This window comes from Thalassospira sp. ABL2_045 (assembly GCF_056161285.1).
The window spans coordinates 17,587-32,486 of the sequence record NZ_JBSWYV010000017.1 but is presented as its reverse complement, the minus strand read 5'-3'; the positions used below and the strand labels follow the sequence as shown (position 1 = coordinate 32,486).

15 protein-coding genes are annotated in these 14,900 nt (G+C 55.2%); 8 read left to right on the top strand and 7 right to left on the bottom strand.

The window, feature by feature from the left end; genetic code table 11:
* Window positions 1–172 precede the first annotated feature (172 nt).
* From ACXAIA_RS18670 to ACXAIA_RS18640, 7 genes are all read left to right on the top strand, one after another.
* On the top strand, window positions 173–1,009 hold the full coding sequence (locus tag ACXAIA_RS18670) for a nitrilase-related carbon-nitrogen hydrolase (protein ID WP_475350674.1): 837 nt from the start codon (window positions 173–175) through the stop codon (window positions 1,007–1,009).
* 253 nt (window positions 1,010–1,262) lie between these two features.
* Window positions 1,263–2,054: an ABC transporter ATP-binding protein gene (locus ACXAIA_RS18665; protein ID WP_475350726.1), complete on the top strand. Its 792-nt coding sequence runs from the start codon at window positions 1,263–1,265 to the stop codon at window positions 2,052–2,054.
* Window positions 2,044–2,973 (top strand): ABC transporter permease, encoded by a 930-nt coding sequence (locus ACXAIA_RS18660; RefSeq protein ID WP_475350673.1) that lies wholly within the window; start codon window positions 2,044–2,046, stop codon window positions 2,971–2,973. Before ACXAIA_RS18665 ends, ACXAIA_RS18660 begins: the two co-directional genes overlap by 11 nt.
* Entirely contained in the window at window positions 2,970–4,127 is a 1,158-nt protein-coding gene (locus ACXAIA_RS18655) for an ABC transporter permease (protein WP_475350672.1), read from the top strand. The genes ACXAIA_RS18660 and ACXAIA_RS18655 overlap by 4 nt, the downstream gene beginning before the upstream one ends.
* A 61-nt stretch (window positions 4,128–4,188) precedes the next feature.
* Complete coding sequence (locus tag ACXAIA_RS18650; protein ID WP_475350671.1) at window positions 4,189–5,169, top strand: ABC transporter substrate-binding protein; 981 nt, start codon at window positions 4,189–4,191, stop codon at window positions 5,167–5,169.
* A 181-nt stretch (window positions 5,170–5,350) separates the two neighbouring features.
* Complete coding sequence (gene hydA / locus ACXAIA_RS18645; protein WP_475350670.1) at window positions 5,351–6,802, top strand: dihydropyrimidinase; 1,452 nt, start codon at window positions 5,351–5,353, stop codon at window positions 6,800–6,802.
* Window positions 6,803–6,947: 145 nt separating this feature from the next.
* A complete protein-coding gene (locus tag ACXAIA_RS18640) occupies window positions 6,948–7,742 on the top strand; it encodes a hypothetical protein (protein ID WP_475350669.1) in 795 nt (264 codons plus the stop codon).
* Here the strand turns inward: ACXAIA_RS18640 and sugE are convergent.
* On the bottom strand, window positions 7,704–8,024 hold the full coding sequence (gene sugE / locus ACXAIA_RS18635; protein WP_062955423.1) for a quaternary ammonium compound efflux SMR transporter SugE: 321 nt from the start codon (window positions 8,022–8,024) through the stop codon (window positions 7,704–7,706). The two genes, ACXAIA_RS18640 and sugE, sit on opposite strands and share 39 nt — an antisense overlap.
* Window positions 8,025–8,282: 258 nt before the next feature.
* Between sugE and mobA the strand changes: the two genes are divergently transcribed.
* Entirely contained in the window at window positions 8,283–8,930 is a 648-nt protein-coding gene (mobA, locus tag ACXAIA_RS18630) for a molybdenum cofactor guanylyltransferase MobA (protein WP_475350668.1), read from the top strand.
* Here mobA and ACXAIA_RS18625 read toward each other — a convergent pair.
* From ACXAIA_RS18625 to ACXAIA_RS18600, 6 genes are all read right to left on the bottom strand, one after another.
* Window positions 8,927–9,724 carry a tetratricopeptide repeat protein gene (locus tag ACXAIA_RS18625; RefSeq protein WP_475350667.1) on the bottom strand — a complete coding sequence of 266 codons (798 nt, stop codon included), beginning with the start codon at window positions 9,722–9,724 and terminating at the stop codon, window positions 8,927–8,929. The two genes, mobA and ACXAIA_RS18625, sit on opposite strands and share 4 nt — an antisense overlap.
* Before the next feature lie 196 nt (window positions 9,725–9,920).
* A complete protein-coding gene (locus ACXAIA_RS18620; RefSeq protein ID WP_475350725.1) occupies window positions 9,921–11,669 on the bottom strand; it encodes an ABC transporter substrate-binding protein in 1,749 nt (582 codons plus the stop codon).
* 137 nt (window positions 11,670–11,806) lie between these two features.
* Entirely contained in the window at window positions 11,807–12,079 is a 273-nt protein-coding gene (locus ACXAIA_RS18615) for a DUF2160 domain-containing protein (RefSeq protein WP_475345366.1), read from the bottom strand.
* A gap of 24 nt (window positions 12,080–12,103) precedes the next feature.
* Window positions 12,104–12,907 carry a carbohydrate ABC transporter permease gene (locus ACXAIA_RS18610; protein ID WP_475345367.1) on the bottom strand — a complete coding sequence of 268 codons (804 nt, stop codon included), beginning with the start codon at window positions 12,905–12,907 and terminating at the stop codon, window positions 12,104–12,106.
* A gap of 1 nt (window position 12,908) precedes the next feature.
* A complete protein-coding gene (locus ACXAIA_RS18605; RefSeq protein ID WP_475350666.1) occupies window positions 12,909–13,781 on the bottom strand; it encodes a carbohydrate ABC transporter permease in 873 nt (290 codons plus the stop codon).
* 14 nt (window positions 13,782–13,795) lie between these two features.
* Window positions 13,796–14,890 (bottom strand): ABC transporter ATP-binding protein, encoded by a 1,095-nt coding sequence (locus tag ACXAIA_RS18600; RefSeq protein WP_475350665.1) that lies wholly within the window; start codon window positions 14,888–14,890, stop codon window positions 13,796–13,798.
* Between the last annotated feature and the right edge of the window lie 10 nt (window positions 14,891–14,900).

The window sequence follows — 14,900 nt, the reverse complement described above, 5'->3', positions numbered from 1 at the left end:
CGCGATTTTTCTGATCGCGTCCCGTCTGGGAATGGACCCGCACAAAACAAAACAGGGTTCTTGGGGCGCGAGAAGACATAAGTCCAAAGATCAGCAAAAGCTGGCAAGGACATAAAAATATCAGATCAAGGAGGTATCTCGGATGTCGATGCTGAGAGGCGGACTGATTCAAATGAGTCTGAAAGGGTCAACCGATCAGACGCCAGAAGAAATCCGCAAGGCCATGATTGACGCACATCTGCCCTATATTGAAGAGGCAGCCAAAAAAGGTGTGCAGGTCCTGTGCTTTCAGGAAGTTTTCACCCAGCCTTATTTCTGTCCGAGCCAGGACAAGAAATGGTATGCGGCCGCGGAAAAAATCCCCGATGGCCCGACCACGCAACTGATGTGTGAATTGGCAGCAAAATACAAAATGGTGATCGTTGTTCCGATCTATGAGGAAGACATCACCGGCGTGTATTACAACACCGCTGCCGTGATTGATGCCGATGGTACCTATCTTGGGAAATACCGCAAAACCCACATCCCCCATGTCGCCGGTTTCTGGGAGAAATTCTTCTTCAAGCCGGGCGCATCGGATTGGCCGGTCTTTGACACCCAGTATTGCAAACTTGGCGTTTACATCTGCTATGACCGCCACTTCCCGGAAGGCTGGCGTGCGCTCGCACTGAACGGGGCGGAATATATCGTCAATCCGTCGGCGACCGTTGCCGGGGTGTCGGAATATATCTGGAAACTCGAACAGCCGGCATCGGCTGTGGCCAATGGCTGCTTCATCGGCGCGATCAACCGCGTTGGCACCGAGGCGCCCTGGAACATTGGCGAGTTTTACGGTCAGAGCTATTTCGTCAACCCGCGCGGCGAGATTGAATCCCAGGCATCACGCGATCAGGACGAATTGCTGGTCCATGACATGGATATGTCGATGGTGCGCGAAATTCGCGACAACTGGCAGTTCTTCCGCGACCGTCGCCCGTCGACCTATAGCCGTCTGACCGACGGAAACTGATTTCATGATACCGGCGAGCGGCCTCTTGCTGCTCGCCGTTTTGCCTTGATCGACAGCTGGGGTATCATTCCCCATTCCCGGCAATGACCGGGCAAGGGCTTTATGCGTTTGATCAAATGTCGACAGGGTTCAGGGCAACGTCCCTGAGGGAGGCTTCCAATAAGTCGGGCCAGAAATCTCTGGTCCGGAAGAGAGACATACGATCAGGGGAAACCCCATGACGCTAAAACAAGTCGTCAATAATGTTGCTGAGATGCCCGCATCAAAAAAAGCTGTTGTTGATATCAAAAAACTGTCGCTGACCTTTCAGACGGCAGATGGTCCTGTGTACGCCCTTTCCGATGTCGATCTGACCATCGAAGAAGGCGATTTCGTTTCCTTTATCGGTCCGTCAGGTTGCGGCAAAACCACGCTTCTGCGCGTGATTGCCGATCTGGAGCAAGCCACCGGCGGTGACATTTCGATCAATGGTGTGACGCCGCACGAAGCGCGTGAAAAGCGTGCTTATGGCTATGTATTTCAGGCACCGGCCCTGCTTCCGTGGCGCTCGATCGAACGCAACGTGACCTTGCCGCTCGAAATCATGGAGATCTCCAAGGAAGAGCGCGTCAAGCGCGCCCAGGAGGCCCTGAAACTGGTCGAGCTCAATGGCTTTGAAAAGAAATTCCCATGGCAACTGTCTGGTGGCATGCAGCAACGTGCATCGATTGCGCGTGCCCTGTCCTTCGATGCCGATCTGCTGTTGATGGATGAGCCGTTCGGCGCACTTGATGAGATCGTGCGTGATCACCTTAATGAGCAGCTTCTGAAATTGTGGGCGCGGACCAACAAGACGGTGGCGTTTGTCACCCACTCCATCCCCGAGGCGGTCTATCTGTCGACCAAGATTGTCGTCATGTCACCGCGTCCGGGACGGATCATTGATGTGATCGAAACCGACTTCCCGAAAGACCGCACACTCGATATCCGCGAAACGCCGGAATTCCTCGAGATTGCGCATCGGGTACGTGAAGGGCTGCGTGCGGGGCACAGCAATGACGAGTAATGCTGCTTCCATGACCGACACGCTTGCCGGACCATCGATCTGGACGCGCATGATGTCGGGCCAAACCGGACCTGTCTGCGTTGTTCTGATCGCGCTTCTTGTTTTGTGGTATGTCGGGGCCGTTTTCATGAACGCGCCGACCCAGATTGACCGTTATGACCGTGCCGATCAGGCCTGGACCACCGGCCAGTTGATCGAGGATACGCTGGCACAGGATCGTCCGATCCTGCCCGCCCCGCATCAGGTCGCGGTCGAGATGTATAAAACCATCTTTGCCATCAAGATCACGTCGAAACGCTCGCTGGTGTATCACAGCTGGGTGACGCTTTCCTCGACCCTTCTGGGCTTTGGGATCGGTACCTTGCTGGGCGTGTTGCTGGCGGTGGGGATTGTTCATGTCATGACGCTTGAAAAAAGCCTGATGCCATGGGTGATTTCATCGCAAACCATTCCGATCCTTGCCATCGCGCCAATGATCATCGTTGTTCTGGGCGCCATCGGGATCAAGGGACTGGTGCCAAAGGCGGTTATTTCGACCTATCTGTGCTTCTTCCCCGTCACGATCAGCATGGTCAAAGGCCTGCGTTCGCCGCAAGTGATCCAGCTTGACCTGATGCGGACCTATAATGCTTCGAAATGGCAGACCTTCTGGCAGCTCCGTTTGCCGTCCGCCATGCCGTATCTGTTTGCCAGCCTGAAAGTCGCGATTGCGATCAGTCTGGTTGGTGCCATCGTTGGCGAATTGCCGACCGGTGCGCAGGCCGGGCTTGGTGCGCGTTTGCTTGCCGGTTCCTACTATGGACAGACCATTCAAATCTGGTCGGCCCTTCTGACAGCGGCCTTTGTGGCGGCCATCCTTGTGGTGATCGTGGGCTGGTGTGAACGCAAGGTCCTTGCGCGCATGGGGGTAAAGCCATGACCAAGATGAAACTCGATAAATTCTGTCTGGTTGCGGCGATTACGGCGTTGCTGGCCCTGATCTTTCCGTTGTCGGGGATTGATGGTGATACCGGCAAACAGGTTGCCTTTGTTGGTGATATTCCCGGTCTTGCCATTGCCATGGCGCTTTGCGTGATCGCCGGTGCGGCCTTTACCTGGCTTGGTGTGCGGTCGGTCAAGGCTGGCGTCGTCATTCTGGCGGTTGCCGTGTTTGGCTGCTGGCAGGCGGTGAGTGTTCTCTATGACCATGGTGTCGCCGGCTATGCCGGGCTTGGTTTCTGGTTGTTCATTCTTTCGCTTTGGGCGTTTGTCTGGCGCGGGATTGATGTGATTGCCAATTTCCACAGCCTGGACCGTGGCAAGCAACATCTGGCCAACGTGATTGTGCCGGTGGCCTTTGGCGTATGGCTTCTGTTTGTCTGGGAAGTCGTTGTTTCGGGCTTTGGCGTGCCGCAGGTTCTTCTGCCGCCGCCCAGCATGATCGGTGAACGGTTTGTCAATTCCACCGACATTCTGGCGTCCGACTTCCACCAGACCTTTGTGAAGGCGGTGCTGAGTGGCTATGTCATGGGTTGTGGATCGGCCTTTATCGTCGCGATTGCGGTTGACCGTGTGCCGTTCCTCAAACGCGGTCTTTTACCGTTGGGCAACATGGTTTCGGCCCTGCCGATCATTGGTGTCGCGCCGATCATGGTGATGTGGTTTGGCTTTGACTGGCAGTCAAAGGCAGCCGTGATCGTGATCATGACCTTCTTCCCGATGCTGGTGAATACCGTCACCGGGCTGAATGCGGCCGGGAACCTTGAAAAAGATCTGATGTCGACATACGCGTCGGGCTATTGGTCAACGCTGTTTCGTCTGCGTTTGCCGGCAGCCATGCCGTTTGTTTTCAACGCACTTAAAATCAATTCCACGCTTGCGCTGATTGGCGCAATCGTCGCCGAATTTTTCGGCACCCCGATTGTTGGTATGGGCTTCCGCATCTCGACCGAGGTGGGGCGGATGAATATCGACATGGTCTGGGCGGAAATCGCATTGGCGGCCCTTGCGGGGACCGCCTTCTACGGAGCCGTGGCTTATATTGAGAGAAAAGCAACGTCATGGCATCCGTCATTCCGGGTACGTCGCCATTAAAGGCATAAAACAAGACGACCCGCCGGGAGGACTTGACTACAACCTGAGGAGACATCGACGAATGAATAAGTTTATTTCGACTGCTATGGGGTTGAGTTTCGGGTTGGCATCGTTTTCCGCGATGGCAGCAGACGAGGTAACCCTGCAGCTTAAGTGGGTCACGCAGGCCCAGTTTGCAGGCTACTATGTCGCACTCGACAAAGGTTTTTACGAAGAAGCCGATCTTGACGTGACGATTAATCCGGGTGGTCCGGACGTTGCCCCGCCGCAGGTGATTGCCGGTGGTGGTGCCGATGTGATCATTGACTGGATGCCGTCCGCATTGGCATCGCGCGAAAAGGGTGTGCCGCTGGTCAACATCGCACAGCCGTTCGCCAAATCGGGCATGATGCTGACCTGCCTGAAGGAAACCGGCATTGAAAGCCCGGATGACTTCCCGGGTCGTACCCTTGGTGTCTGGTTCTTCGGTAACGAATATCCGTTCCTGAGCTGGATGTCGAAACTCGGCATTCCGACCGAAGGCGGCGATGATGGCGTGACCGTCCTTAAGCAGGGCTTCAACGTTGATCCGCTGATCCAGAAGCAGGCCGATTGCGTGTCGACCATGACCTATAACGAATACTGGCAGGTGATTGATGCCGGTATCCCGGCCGAAGACCTCAAAGTCTTCAAATACGAAGACCAGGGCGTCGCAACCCTTGAAGACGGTCTTTATGTTCTTGAAGACAACCTGTCGGATCCGGCCTTCGTCGACAAGATGGCACGCTTTGTCGATGCCAGCATGAAGGGCTGGAACTGGGCGAAAGAAAACTCGGAAGATGCCGCCATGATCGTTCTTGATAACGACATGACCGGTGCCCAGACCGAAAAACACCAGGTCCGCATGATGACCGAAATCGCCAAACTGCTTGGTGATTCCGCGGTTCTCGACGAAGCAGCTTATCAGCGTACCGTTGACAGCCTGCTTTCGGGTGGTTCCGATCCGGTGATCACCAAGGAGCCGGAAGGTGCGTGGACCCACGCTGTAACCGACAAGATGTAATTTCAACGTCTTGTGATCTTTGTCCGTCCGGCGGGGTTTTGGCCTCGCCGGACGGGATTGCCTCCCGAACGACGTACGAAGAGCGACGACGATTGAATACCCTCGGGGTGTTTGCAGACAACGGGTGAAATGCCGGGATGGCCCGCAACTTTTCAGCCCTCAGACAGACAAGGAGCCACCCATGTCCATGGTTATTCGTGGCGGAACCATTGTTACCGCAGACCTGACATACAAATCCGATATCCTGATCGAAGACGGCAAGATTGCCGCGATCGGTGACAACCTGACCGGGGACAAGGTGATCGAGGCCGACGGCTGCTATGTGATGCCCGGCGGTATTGATCCGCACACCCACATGGAAATGCCTTTTATGGGCACCTATTCCGAAGACGATTTTGAAAGCGGCACCAAGGCGGCGGTTGCCGGCGGCACGACAATGGTTGTCGATTTCTGCCTTCCGGCCCCGAACCAGTCGCTGCTGGAAGCGCTGCAGGCCTGGGATAACAAATCCTCCAAGGCGGTCTGTGACTATTCCTTCCACATGGCGATCACCTGGTGGAGCGAGCAGGTCTTTGATGAAATGAAGACCATCGTTCAGGAAAAGGGTATCAACACCTTCAAGCACTTCATGGCCTATAAGGGCGCGCTGATGGTTGATGATGACGAAATGTTCGCATCCTTCTCGCGCTGTTCGGAACTGGGCGCCATGCCGCTGGTTCATGCTGAAAACGGCGACGTGGTCGCAACCCTGCAGGCCAAACTGCTGGCCGAAGGCAATAACGGACCGGAAGCACATGCCTATTCCCGTCCGGTCGACGTTGAGGGCGAAGCATGTAACCGCGCGATCATGATTGCCGATATGGCCAATGTGCCGCTTTATATCGTGCATGTATCGTGCGAACCGGCGCATGAAGCGATCCGCCGTGCGCGCCAGAACGGCAAGCGCGTCTTTGGTGAACCGCTGATCCAGCATCTTATTCTGGATGACAGCGAATACAAAAATCCCGATTGGGACCACGCCGCACGTCGCGTCATGTCCCCGCCGTTCCGCAGCAAGGAACATCAGGATGGCCTTTGGAATGGCCTGGCATCGGGCAGCCTTCAGGTTGTCGCAACTGACCACTGTGCCTTCACCACCGATCAGAAACGCTATGGCGTTGGCGATTTCACCAAGATCCCGAACGGCACCGGCGGCCTCGAAGACCGCATGCCGCTTCTCTGGACCTATGGCGTTGGTACCGGTCGTCTGACCCCGAATGAGTTCGTGGCTGCCACCTCGACCAACATTGCCAAGATCCTCAACATCTATCCGCGCAAGGGTGCGGTTCTGGTGGGTGCAGATGCTGACCTTGTGGTCTGGGATCCGAAGGCATCGAAAACCATCACCGCCGAACATCAGCAGTCCTCGATTGACTACAACGTGTTCGAAGGCATCGAGGTCACAGGCCTTCCGCGCTACACACTCAGCCGAGGCCGCATTGCGGCTGAAGAAGGTGTGGTGCTTGCCAAATGCGGCGACGGCGAATTCATCGCCCGCGAACCGTATCCGGCCGTCAACAAGGCGCTTTCCAAATGGAAAGAAATCACCTCGCCGCGTAAGGTCGAGCGTAAGGGGATTCCGGCAGGCGTTTGACGCGCAAATCTCAAGTATCCATCCCTGGAGGCGCTTTCTTGCGCCTCCAGTCTTCTTTTACATTATTACCAACTAAATTTTAGATTGTCTTGGGTTTGGATCTGCTCCACCATGGATTTGTGTCGGTTTGTGGGGGGATGTTAACATGACAACTTCATCGGATGAGCATCAGAATTCGAAATCAGCGTTATTCGTTGAACGTGTTCTAAATAAAGTAAGCGCTGCCATTATTGCTACGTTGACCGTGCTATTTATTCTATTTTCGGTCATATGCGTTTCAGAATTGTCATCGCGTAATTCAATACATTATGTATTGAATTCCAATATCTCAAAAATAAACGAGCAAATATCAGATTTATCATCGAGCGGTATCCCGAGTGATATGTTTGATTCAAGGTTGAATAGCTATCTAAATGAAAAGGAGGCTTATAAGGATGATTTGAAAAGGTTGCTGAGTCTCGAAGTAAGTAGTTCGTTTGGACTTGGATATAGTTTTTCGTATAATAATGAAATGTTTTTTAGCTCTGATTTACTTTTAGCAATATCAATGATTTTTTGTGGTGGTGTCGGAGCAACCATCTCAAGTTTGAGGAAAAACAAACCTGCAGTTTTGAAACAAGAAGAGCTGGGTAGAGTTTTACCTTCAATCACGGCTGATCAATTCTTAGGAATAACTGCGGGCTTCGTTGCTTTTTTCGTCGTCAAAGGCGGAGAGTCTCTGATGCTTACTCCTGCTTCCGAAACAACTAATCTAATAAACCCTTATGGATGTGCGTTGGCTGCAATACTTGCGGGATTGTTCACAGACAGAGCATACCAAGTCATTTCTGTCCTTTTTGATCAAGGTGCAGAACGAATAATTGCGGAGAGACAAAGTAATGACCAAAAAGGGAGCGGTAACTCAACTGGGGCTAAACAGCTTCAGCATCACGATCCCTGACAGGATCAGTGCGATGGCGACCAGTCGTCCGGGGTTGGCCGGTTCGCCGACCATGATGATGCCAAAGATCACGGCACCCGCCGCACCGATGCCAGTCCAGATCGCATAAGCCGTTCCGATCGGGATGGAGCGCATGGCGATTGAAAGCAGCCAGAAACTCGCCGCGATTGCTGCAATGGTAAGCGCGCTTGGGATCGGCTTGGTGAAGCCTTCGGTGTATTTCAGGCCAATCGCCCAGCAAATTTCGAGAAATCCGGCAATAACCAACGCTGTCCAGGCCATGGGGGCCTCCTGTCTTGCGGGACCGTCCCCATTGATCGGATCAGGAATACCGGTCGTCCGGTATCAAGGTGGAAAGTCGAAGTATCTGTAATCAGTCTAGTTCAACGCGCTAACCGCGACAATGTAAAAATGACGCAGTGCAGCATGGGGCGGGCTGGAATATGCTTTTGCGGAAAGACGGTGGATGCATGCCGCCAAGCTCTCGACTATGATGAGGGCATCAAATTACGTGGCCCAATTCAAAGGTTTGCCGACACCGTGACGAAACCTGATCAAGTGCGATCCACCAACATCCCGACCCTTGGCCTTGTTCTGGCCGGGGGCGAGGCACGGCGCATGGGTGGGAACAAGGCGTTTCGCGAGGTCGGCGGCAAAACCCTGATCGGGCGGGTGATTGATGTTGCCCAATCGCAATGTGATCAGGTGATGATTTCATCCAATGCCGGGGCAGAGGCGTTTGCGGATTATGGCCTGCCGGTGGTTGGTGATGCGCCCAAACCGGGGCAGGGGCCGCTGGGGGGTATTCTGGGCGGATTGAATGCGCTGCCCGATGGCATTGACTGGCTGGTGACCTTCCCGGTCGATTGCCCGATTGTGCCGCTTGATATGTTGGGGCGGTTGCTGGGCGCAGCCCAAGCTGGAAAAGCCAAAGCTGCCTTTGCCAGCCATGCCGACCGTGACCATTATCTTTCAAGCATGTGGCACCGCGATGCGGCCTCAGTCATTGCGGATTTGCTGGCGCGTGATGATCGCCGTGTGCGCGGACCGTTGCAGGCGCTGGATGCGCCGCGGGTGGTGTTTGAAGATAAGGTTTCCGGGCTGGAGCCCTTTACAAACGTCAACACGCCTGAAGATCTGAAGCTGATTAACAGTGCCCTTGCCTGCGCTATATCAAAGCAGGGTTAGTCGACCGCGCAGGCCCGCCACGGTTGCCACGGCTCGTAATTCTTGAAAAACCCGGCCAGGAAGTGATCGACGCGTTCGCGGTTAATCGCGCGGTCTTTTGGCGACAGGTCCTTGTCGAACTGGCCGCAATTTTCCTCCACCGCATCACCAATGGTTTTCCAGTCGACATCTTCGTTATGGCCGGGCATGCCGGTCGCAATCGCGCACCAGCCAACCGCTTCGGCCTTGTCATCAACTGTGCGGGCTTCTTCGGCGAGATAGGCCGCCGCACGCATTTCACCGTGCTGGGCGGCGCGCCGCAAGTAGGTCAGGCGATCAATATCGCTTTTGGCAAAACGGTTGGCGAGTAGGGTGGCCGCACGCGGATCACCAAGCTCCCACGCCTGTTTCAGATGGGCTTCGGCCTTTGCGCCGTTGCCCTGATCAAGGGCATCAAGGGCCAGCCACAGCATCGCCTGGGTGTTGTTATGTTGGGCGGCACCGGTATAAAGCGCACGAATTTCAGCCTTGTCACCGCCCATGGCTTCAAGACGCCGCGCCATGACAACGCTGGCATCCGGATTATTGTTTTTGGATGCCTGCTCCATCAGCGCCCAGCCGGCATCTTCGTTGGCCGCGACACCGACCCCATTGATGGTCTGGCAGGACAGAAGATATTGCGCGGTGGCATCGCCATTGTCTGCCAGCGAAGAAAAGATGCCCGCCGATTTTTCAAATTCCCCGTGGCGATAAGCATTGATGCCGTCATCAAGGGCCGAGGACGCCACAGCGCCGGTGGAAAGAAAACCGCTCATGGCCAATGCCGTGAGGGCAGCACGGCCAAGAGCGGGAACAGTCCGGCGGGGGGAGGAAAACAGGCGCATGGAAACGTTACCTTTGCCCGCAAAATACCGGGCGGTCGGATATGAAAAAATCAAAAGGGATCAACAAAGCTCGGGACGGTCGGGGGCGAAAAAATCGCCCCCGACACCCCCAGTAGTGTAGCCCGAGTTACTGGGCTGCACGCCATTCCGCGATCAGATCGTCATATTTGACGGTCTCACCCTGCGGTTTTTCGTTGTCGAGCGGCGGTTTCGGTGCGCCCGGCTGGTCGTACCAGTACTGCGCATCACGCTCTTCGTTCAGCTTCGGTGCACATTCGCCACCGATGCCGGCACGTTCCAGACGCTGCAGGACGCGGTCCATGGAGTTCGCAAGGTTGTCCATGGCTTCCTGCGGGGTCCGTTCGCCGGTAACAGCTTCGGCAACGTTCTGCCACCAGAGCTGTGCCAGTTTCGGATAATCCGGAACGTTCGTACCGGTCGGCGACCACTGAACACGGGCCGGGGAACGATAGAACTCAACCAGACCACCCCAGTTCGGCGCGATGTCGGTCATGGCCTGGGTATCCAGGTCAGACTGACGGATCGGTGTCAGACCGGTAAGGGTCTTTTTCAGCGAAACCGATTTCGACGTTGTGAACTGTGCATAGAGCCATGCAGCTTTACGGCGCTCAAGCGGGGTGGACTTCATCAGCGTCCAGGATCCCACGTCCTGATAACCAAGCTTCATGCCTTCTTCCCAGTACGGGCCATGCGGGGACGGGGCCATACGCCATTTCGGCGTGCCATCGTCATTCACAACCGGGGTGCCTTTTTTCGCCATGTCCGCGGTAAAGGCGGTGTACCAGAATATCTGCTGTGCGATTTGACCCTGTGCCGGAACCGGACCCGCTTCACCAAAGGTCATGCCGGCTGCTTCTGGCGGGGCATAGGCCTTAAGCCAGTCAATGTATTTGGTCAGGGCATAAACCGCTGCCGGGCCGTTGGCAGCACCACCACGGGTCACACTCGAACCTGCCGGTGCGCAACCTTCAACACGGATACCCCATTCGTCGACCGGAAGGCCGTTCGGGATGCCCTTGTCGCCTGCACCTGCCATCGACAGCCACGCATCGGTAAAGCGCCAGCCCAGTGACGGGTCTTTTTTGCCGTAATCCATGTGGCCATAGACTTTCTGGCCATCGATTTCACCAACGTCATTGGTGAAGAATTCGGCGATATCTTCGTAAGCCGACCAGTTGACCGGAACACCGAGGTCATAGCCGTACTTGTCCTTGAACTGCTTTTGCAGGTCTTCACGCTGGAACCAGTCATAGCGGAACCAGTACAGGTTCGCGAACTGCTGGTCAGGAAGCTGATAAAGCTTGCCATCCGGACCGGTGGTGAAGGACAGACCGATGAAGTCATCAAGGTCCAGGGTCGGGGATGTTACGTCCGAACCTTCGCCAGCCATCCAGTCGGTCAGCGGCACAACCGCGTCATAACGCGCATGCGTACCGATGAGGTCGGAGTCATTGATGAAGGCATCATAGATGTTGCGGTTCGACTGCATCTGGGTCTGCAGTTTTTCGATCACATCGCCTTCGCCGATCAGGTCATGGGTCAGGTTGATCCCGGTGATTTCCGAGAAGGCCTTTGCCAGAACCTTGGACTCATATTCGTGCGTGGTGATGGTTTCGGACACCACGTTGATGTCCATGCCGCGGAACGGTTCTGCTGCTTTGATGAACCATTCCAGTTCGGCCATCTGGGCGTCTTTGCTCAGGCTCGACGGCTGAAACTCGCTGTCGACCCATTTCTTCGCTGCGTCGGTATATTGATCTGCCATGGCCGGGTTTGCCAGCACAGCAAGACCAAGGGCGACGGCAACTGCGCTGCCTTTAACAACGCTCGAAGCACCTTTGGCTTTAACGATCATGTCGTTTTCTCCCTGGTCGTCTTCCTTATTGCTCATCCGGTAAACCCGGTCATCAACACTGGGGGAAGACGGACAGCCCAGCGCAATGAATAGATCAGGAACGGCAGCGCTGTAGGACGCACTGCCGTTCCGGTGACTTAGCCCCAGCGCATCACAATGACGAGCCAGACAAGTGCGATGATGGAGCCGATCCAAAGGGCGGCATCGGTAAATGCCAGCCAGCCCAGATGGATGTAGGCGGCGCCCACCAAACTGATAAACAGACGATCACCGCGTGTGGTGGTCAGTGGCAAAAAGCCACGCCGCGGAACGGTCGGTGAAACCGCCTGCCAAATTCCCATCCCGATCAGCATCAAGAAGATGCAGCCAAAGAATGCGGCGGTAATCGGGGTCCAGGCCATCCATGCCATTTTGATATTCCTCCTGTTTTCCGATTACACGCGGCCCATCGCGAAACCTTTGGCGATGTAGTTGCGAACGAACCAGATCACCAAGGCGCCCGGGACGATTGTGAGAACACCCGCGGCTGCCAACACACCCCAATCAAGCCCCGATGCCGAAACGGTACGGGTCATGGTGGCGGCAATCGGCTTGGCATCGACCGAGGTCAGCGTACGGGCCAGCAGAAGCTCCACCCAGCTGAACATGAAGCAGAAGAAGGCCGTTACACCAATGCCCGAACGGATCAGCGGAATGAAGATCGTGGCAAAGAAGCGCGGGAACGAATAACCATCCACATAGGCGGTTTCATCGATTTCCTTGGGGATGCCCGACATGAAACCTTCGAGGATCCAGACCGCCAACGGCACGTTAAACAGGCAGTGCGCAAGCGCCACAGCAATATGGGTGTCAAACAGGCCGACACTTGAATAGAGCTGGAAGAACGGCAACAGGAACACGGCCGGCGGTGCCATGCGGTTGGTCAGAAGCCAGAAGAACAGATGCTTGTCGCCGGTAAAGTTGAACCGCGAAAATGCATAAGCCGCAGGCAGGGCAACAACCAGTGAAATCACCACGTTGATGCCGACATAGATCATCGAGTTGATATACCCCGTATACCATGCCGGATCGGTCAGGATGGTTGCATAGTTGGCCAATGTCGGATTGTCCGGGAACAGGGTCATTGCGCCCAGGATTTCCGTATTGGTCTTGATCGACATGTTGAACAGCCAATAGATCGGAACCAACAGGAACAGGATATAAAGAAGAAGTCCGATATGACGTTTCTGGAACTGCATTTTATTGTTCCCCCTGCTTTCCGGCGTTCATCACGACGGTATAGAAAACCCAGCAAACCAACAGAATGATCAGGAAGTAGACCAGCGAGAAGGCCGCAGCAGGACCAAGGTCAAACTGACCGACTGCCATCCGGGTCAGGAACTGGCTGAGGAAGGTGGTTGCGTTACCCGGACCGCCACCTGTGAGGACGAACGGCTCGGTATAGATCATGAAGCTGTCCATGAAGCGCAGCAGAACACCGATCACGAGAACCGACTGCATCTTCGGCAGCTGAATGAAGCGGAACACGGCCCAGCGCGATGCGCCGTCAATCTTGGCCGCCTGATAATAGGCATCCGGGATGGAGCGCAAACCGGCATAGCACAGCAGCACAATCAGGCTGGTCCAGTGCCAGACATCCATGACAAGCACGGTCAGCCAGGCATCCATCGGGTTCTGGGCATAGTTGTAATCAATGCCCATCAGGTTGATCAGATAGCCACCCAGACCAATGTCTGCACGGCCAAAGATCTGCCAGATGGTGCCGACAACGTTCCATGGAATAAGCAACGGCAGGGCCAGCAGAACCATCGATGCCGAAACACCCCAGCCCTTGCGCGGCAGGGTCAGTGCAACCGCAATACCCAGCGGGATTTCGATAAACAGAACCGAAAGGGTATAGATGATCTGACGCAGCAAGGCGTCATGCAGGCGGCTGTCACCAAGAACTTGTTCAAACCATTCGGTGCCGACAAAGAAACGCGTCTGCGGATCGAAAATGTCCTGAACCGAATAGTTCACAACCGTCATCAGCGGAATGATCGCACTGATCGCGACGATAAAGAACACTGGCAGGACGAGGAACCAGGCCTTGTTGTTGGTAATCTTGTTCATTTCCTCATCCCCCCTTACGCGACCAACTGACTGTCGGCGTAAAGCTTGGTCCATTCCGGTGCGAAACGCAGAATGCCGGACTGGCCGACAACCTGTTCGTCTTCGCCAAGCTTGACCTTGATTTCAGATGCGCCAAACCGGGTGGTCGCGATCTTGAACTGGCCAAGGTCCTCGACCTTGGTGATGTTGACTTCGATCCCGTCTGCACCCTTGTCGGCATTGCCGGTTTCAAGGGTCAGGAATTCGGGGCGAATGCCCAGTTCGATCTTGCCGCTCTGTTTTGAAATGGCGTCAAGGTGACGATCCGAAAGACCGATACGCTGCCCATCAACCCAGGCCGCACCATCATCGATCTTGCAATCCATGATGTTCATGCCCGGGCTTCCGATGAAGTAGCCAACAAAGGTATGCGCCGGATTTTCGAACAGTTCCTGCGGGGTTCCCAGCTGCACGACCTTGCCGCCATACATGACAACGACCTTGTCGGCAAAGGTAAGGGCTTCGACCTGGTCATGGGTGACATAGACCATGGTCGGGCGCAGCTTGTTGTGAATTTCCTTGAGCTTGCGACGCAGGACCCATTTCAGATGCGGGTCAATCACGGTCAGCGGTTCGTCAAACAGAATGGCCGAGACATCGTCACGCACCAGACCACGCCCAAGCGAGATCGTCTGTTTTTCATCCGCACCAAGGCCGCGCGCCTTTTGCTTGAGCTTGCCGGTGAGGTCTAGCATGCCGGCGATTTCACGCACACGGGCATCAACGCGCTTTTCATCCACACCACGGTTGCGCAGCGGGAAGGCCAGGTTGTCATAGACCGTCATAGTGTCATAGATCACCGGGAACTGGAAAACCTGCGCGATGTTGCGTTCTTCCGGGGCCAGTTGTGTGACATCCTTGCCGTCAAACAGGACCTGCCCATGTGACGGGGGCAAAAGACCGGAAATGATGTTCAGCAAAGTTGTCTTGCCACAGCCCGACGGGCCGAGCAGGGCATAGGCCCCGCCATCTTCCCAGACATGTTCCATCCGACGCAGCGCATAATCCTCGTCCGTTTTCGGATCGGGGAAGTAGGAATGCGCAAGGCTTTTAAGATCAATACGTGCCATTTTACTTACT

Bases quoted from the DNA above. Each gene is read 5' to 3' on its own strand.
- ACXAIA_RS18605 (WP_475350666.1), bottom strand. From the start codon at position 13,781: ATGAACAAGATTACCAACAACAAGGCCTGGTTCCTCGTCCTGCCAGTG.
- ACXAIA_RS18625 (WP_475350667.1), bottom strand. From the start codon at position 9,724: ATGAGCGGTTTTCTTTCCACCGGCGCTGTGGCGTCCTCGGCCCTTGAT.
- ACXAIA_RS18665 (WP_475350726.1), top strand. From the start codon at position 1,263: ATGCCCGCATCAAAAAAAGCTGTTGTTGATATCAAAAAACTGTCGCTG.
- ACXAIA_RS18610 (WP_475345367.1), bottom strand. From the start codon at position 12,907: ATGCAGTTCCAGAAACGTCATATCGGACTTCTTCTTTATATCCTGTTC.
- ACXAIA_RS18660 (WP_475350673.1), top strand. From the start codon at position 2,044: ATGACGAGTAATGCTGCTTCCATGACCGACACGCTTGCCGGACCATCG.
- ACXAIA_RS18600 (WP_475350665.1), bottom strand. From the start codon at position 14,890: ATGGCACGTATTGATCTTAAAAGCCTTGCGCATTCCTACTTCCCCGAT.
- hydA (WP_475350670.1), top strand. From the start codon at position 5,351: ATGTCCATGGTTATTCGTGGCGGAACCATTGTTACCGCAGACCTGACA.
- ACXAIA_RS18650 (WP_475350671.1), top strand. From the start codon at position 4,189: ATGAATAAGTTTATTTCGACTGCTATGGGGTTGAGTTTCGGGTTGGCA.
- ACXAIA_RS18620 (WP_475350725.1), bottom strand. From the start codon at position 11,669: ATGATCGTTAAAGCCAAAGGTGCTTCGAGCGTTGTTAAAGGCAGCGCA.
- sugE (WP_062955423.1), bottom strand. From the start codon at position 8,024: ATGGCCTGGACAGCGTTGGTTATTGCCGGATTTCTCGAAATTTGCTGG.
- ACXAIA_RS18640 (WP_475350669.1), top strand. From the start codon at position 6,948: ATGACAACTTCATCGGATGAGCATCAGAATTCGAAATCAGCGTTATTC.
- ACXAIA_RS18670 (WP_475350674.1), top strand. From the start codon at position 173: ATGAGTCTGAAAGGGTCAACCGATCAGACGCCAGAAGAAATCCGCAAG.
- ACXAIA_RS18615 (WP_475345366.1), bottom strand. From the start codon at position 12,079: ATGGCATGGATGGCCTGGACCCCGATTACCGCCGCATTCTTTGGCTGC.
- ACXAIA_RS18655 (WP_475350672.1), top strand. From the start codon at position 2,970: ATGACCAAGATGAAACTCGATAAATTCTGTCTGGTTGCGGCGATTACG.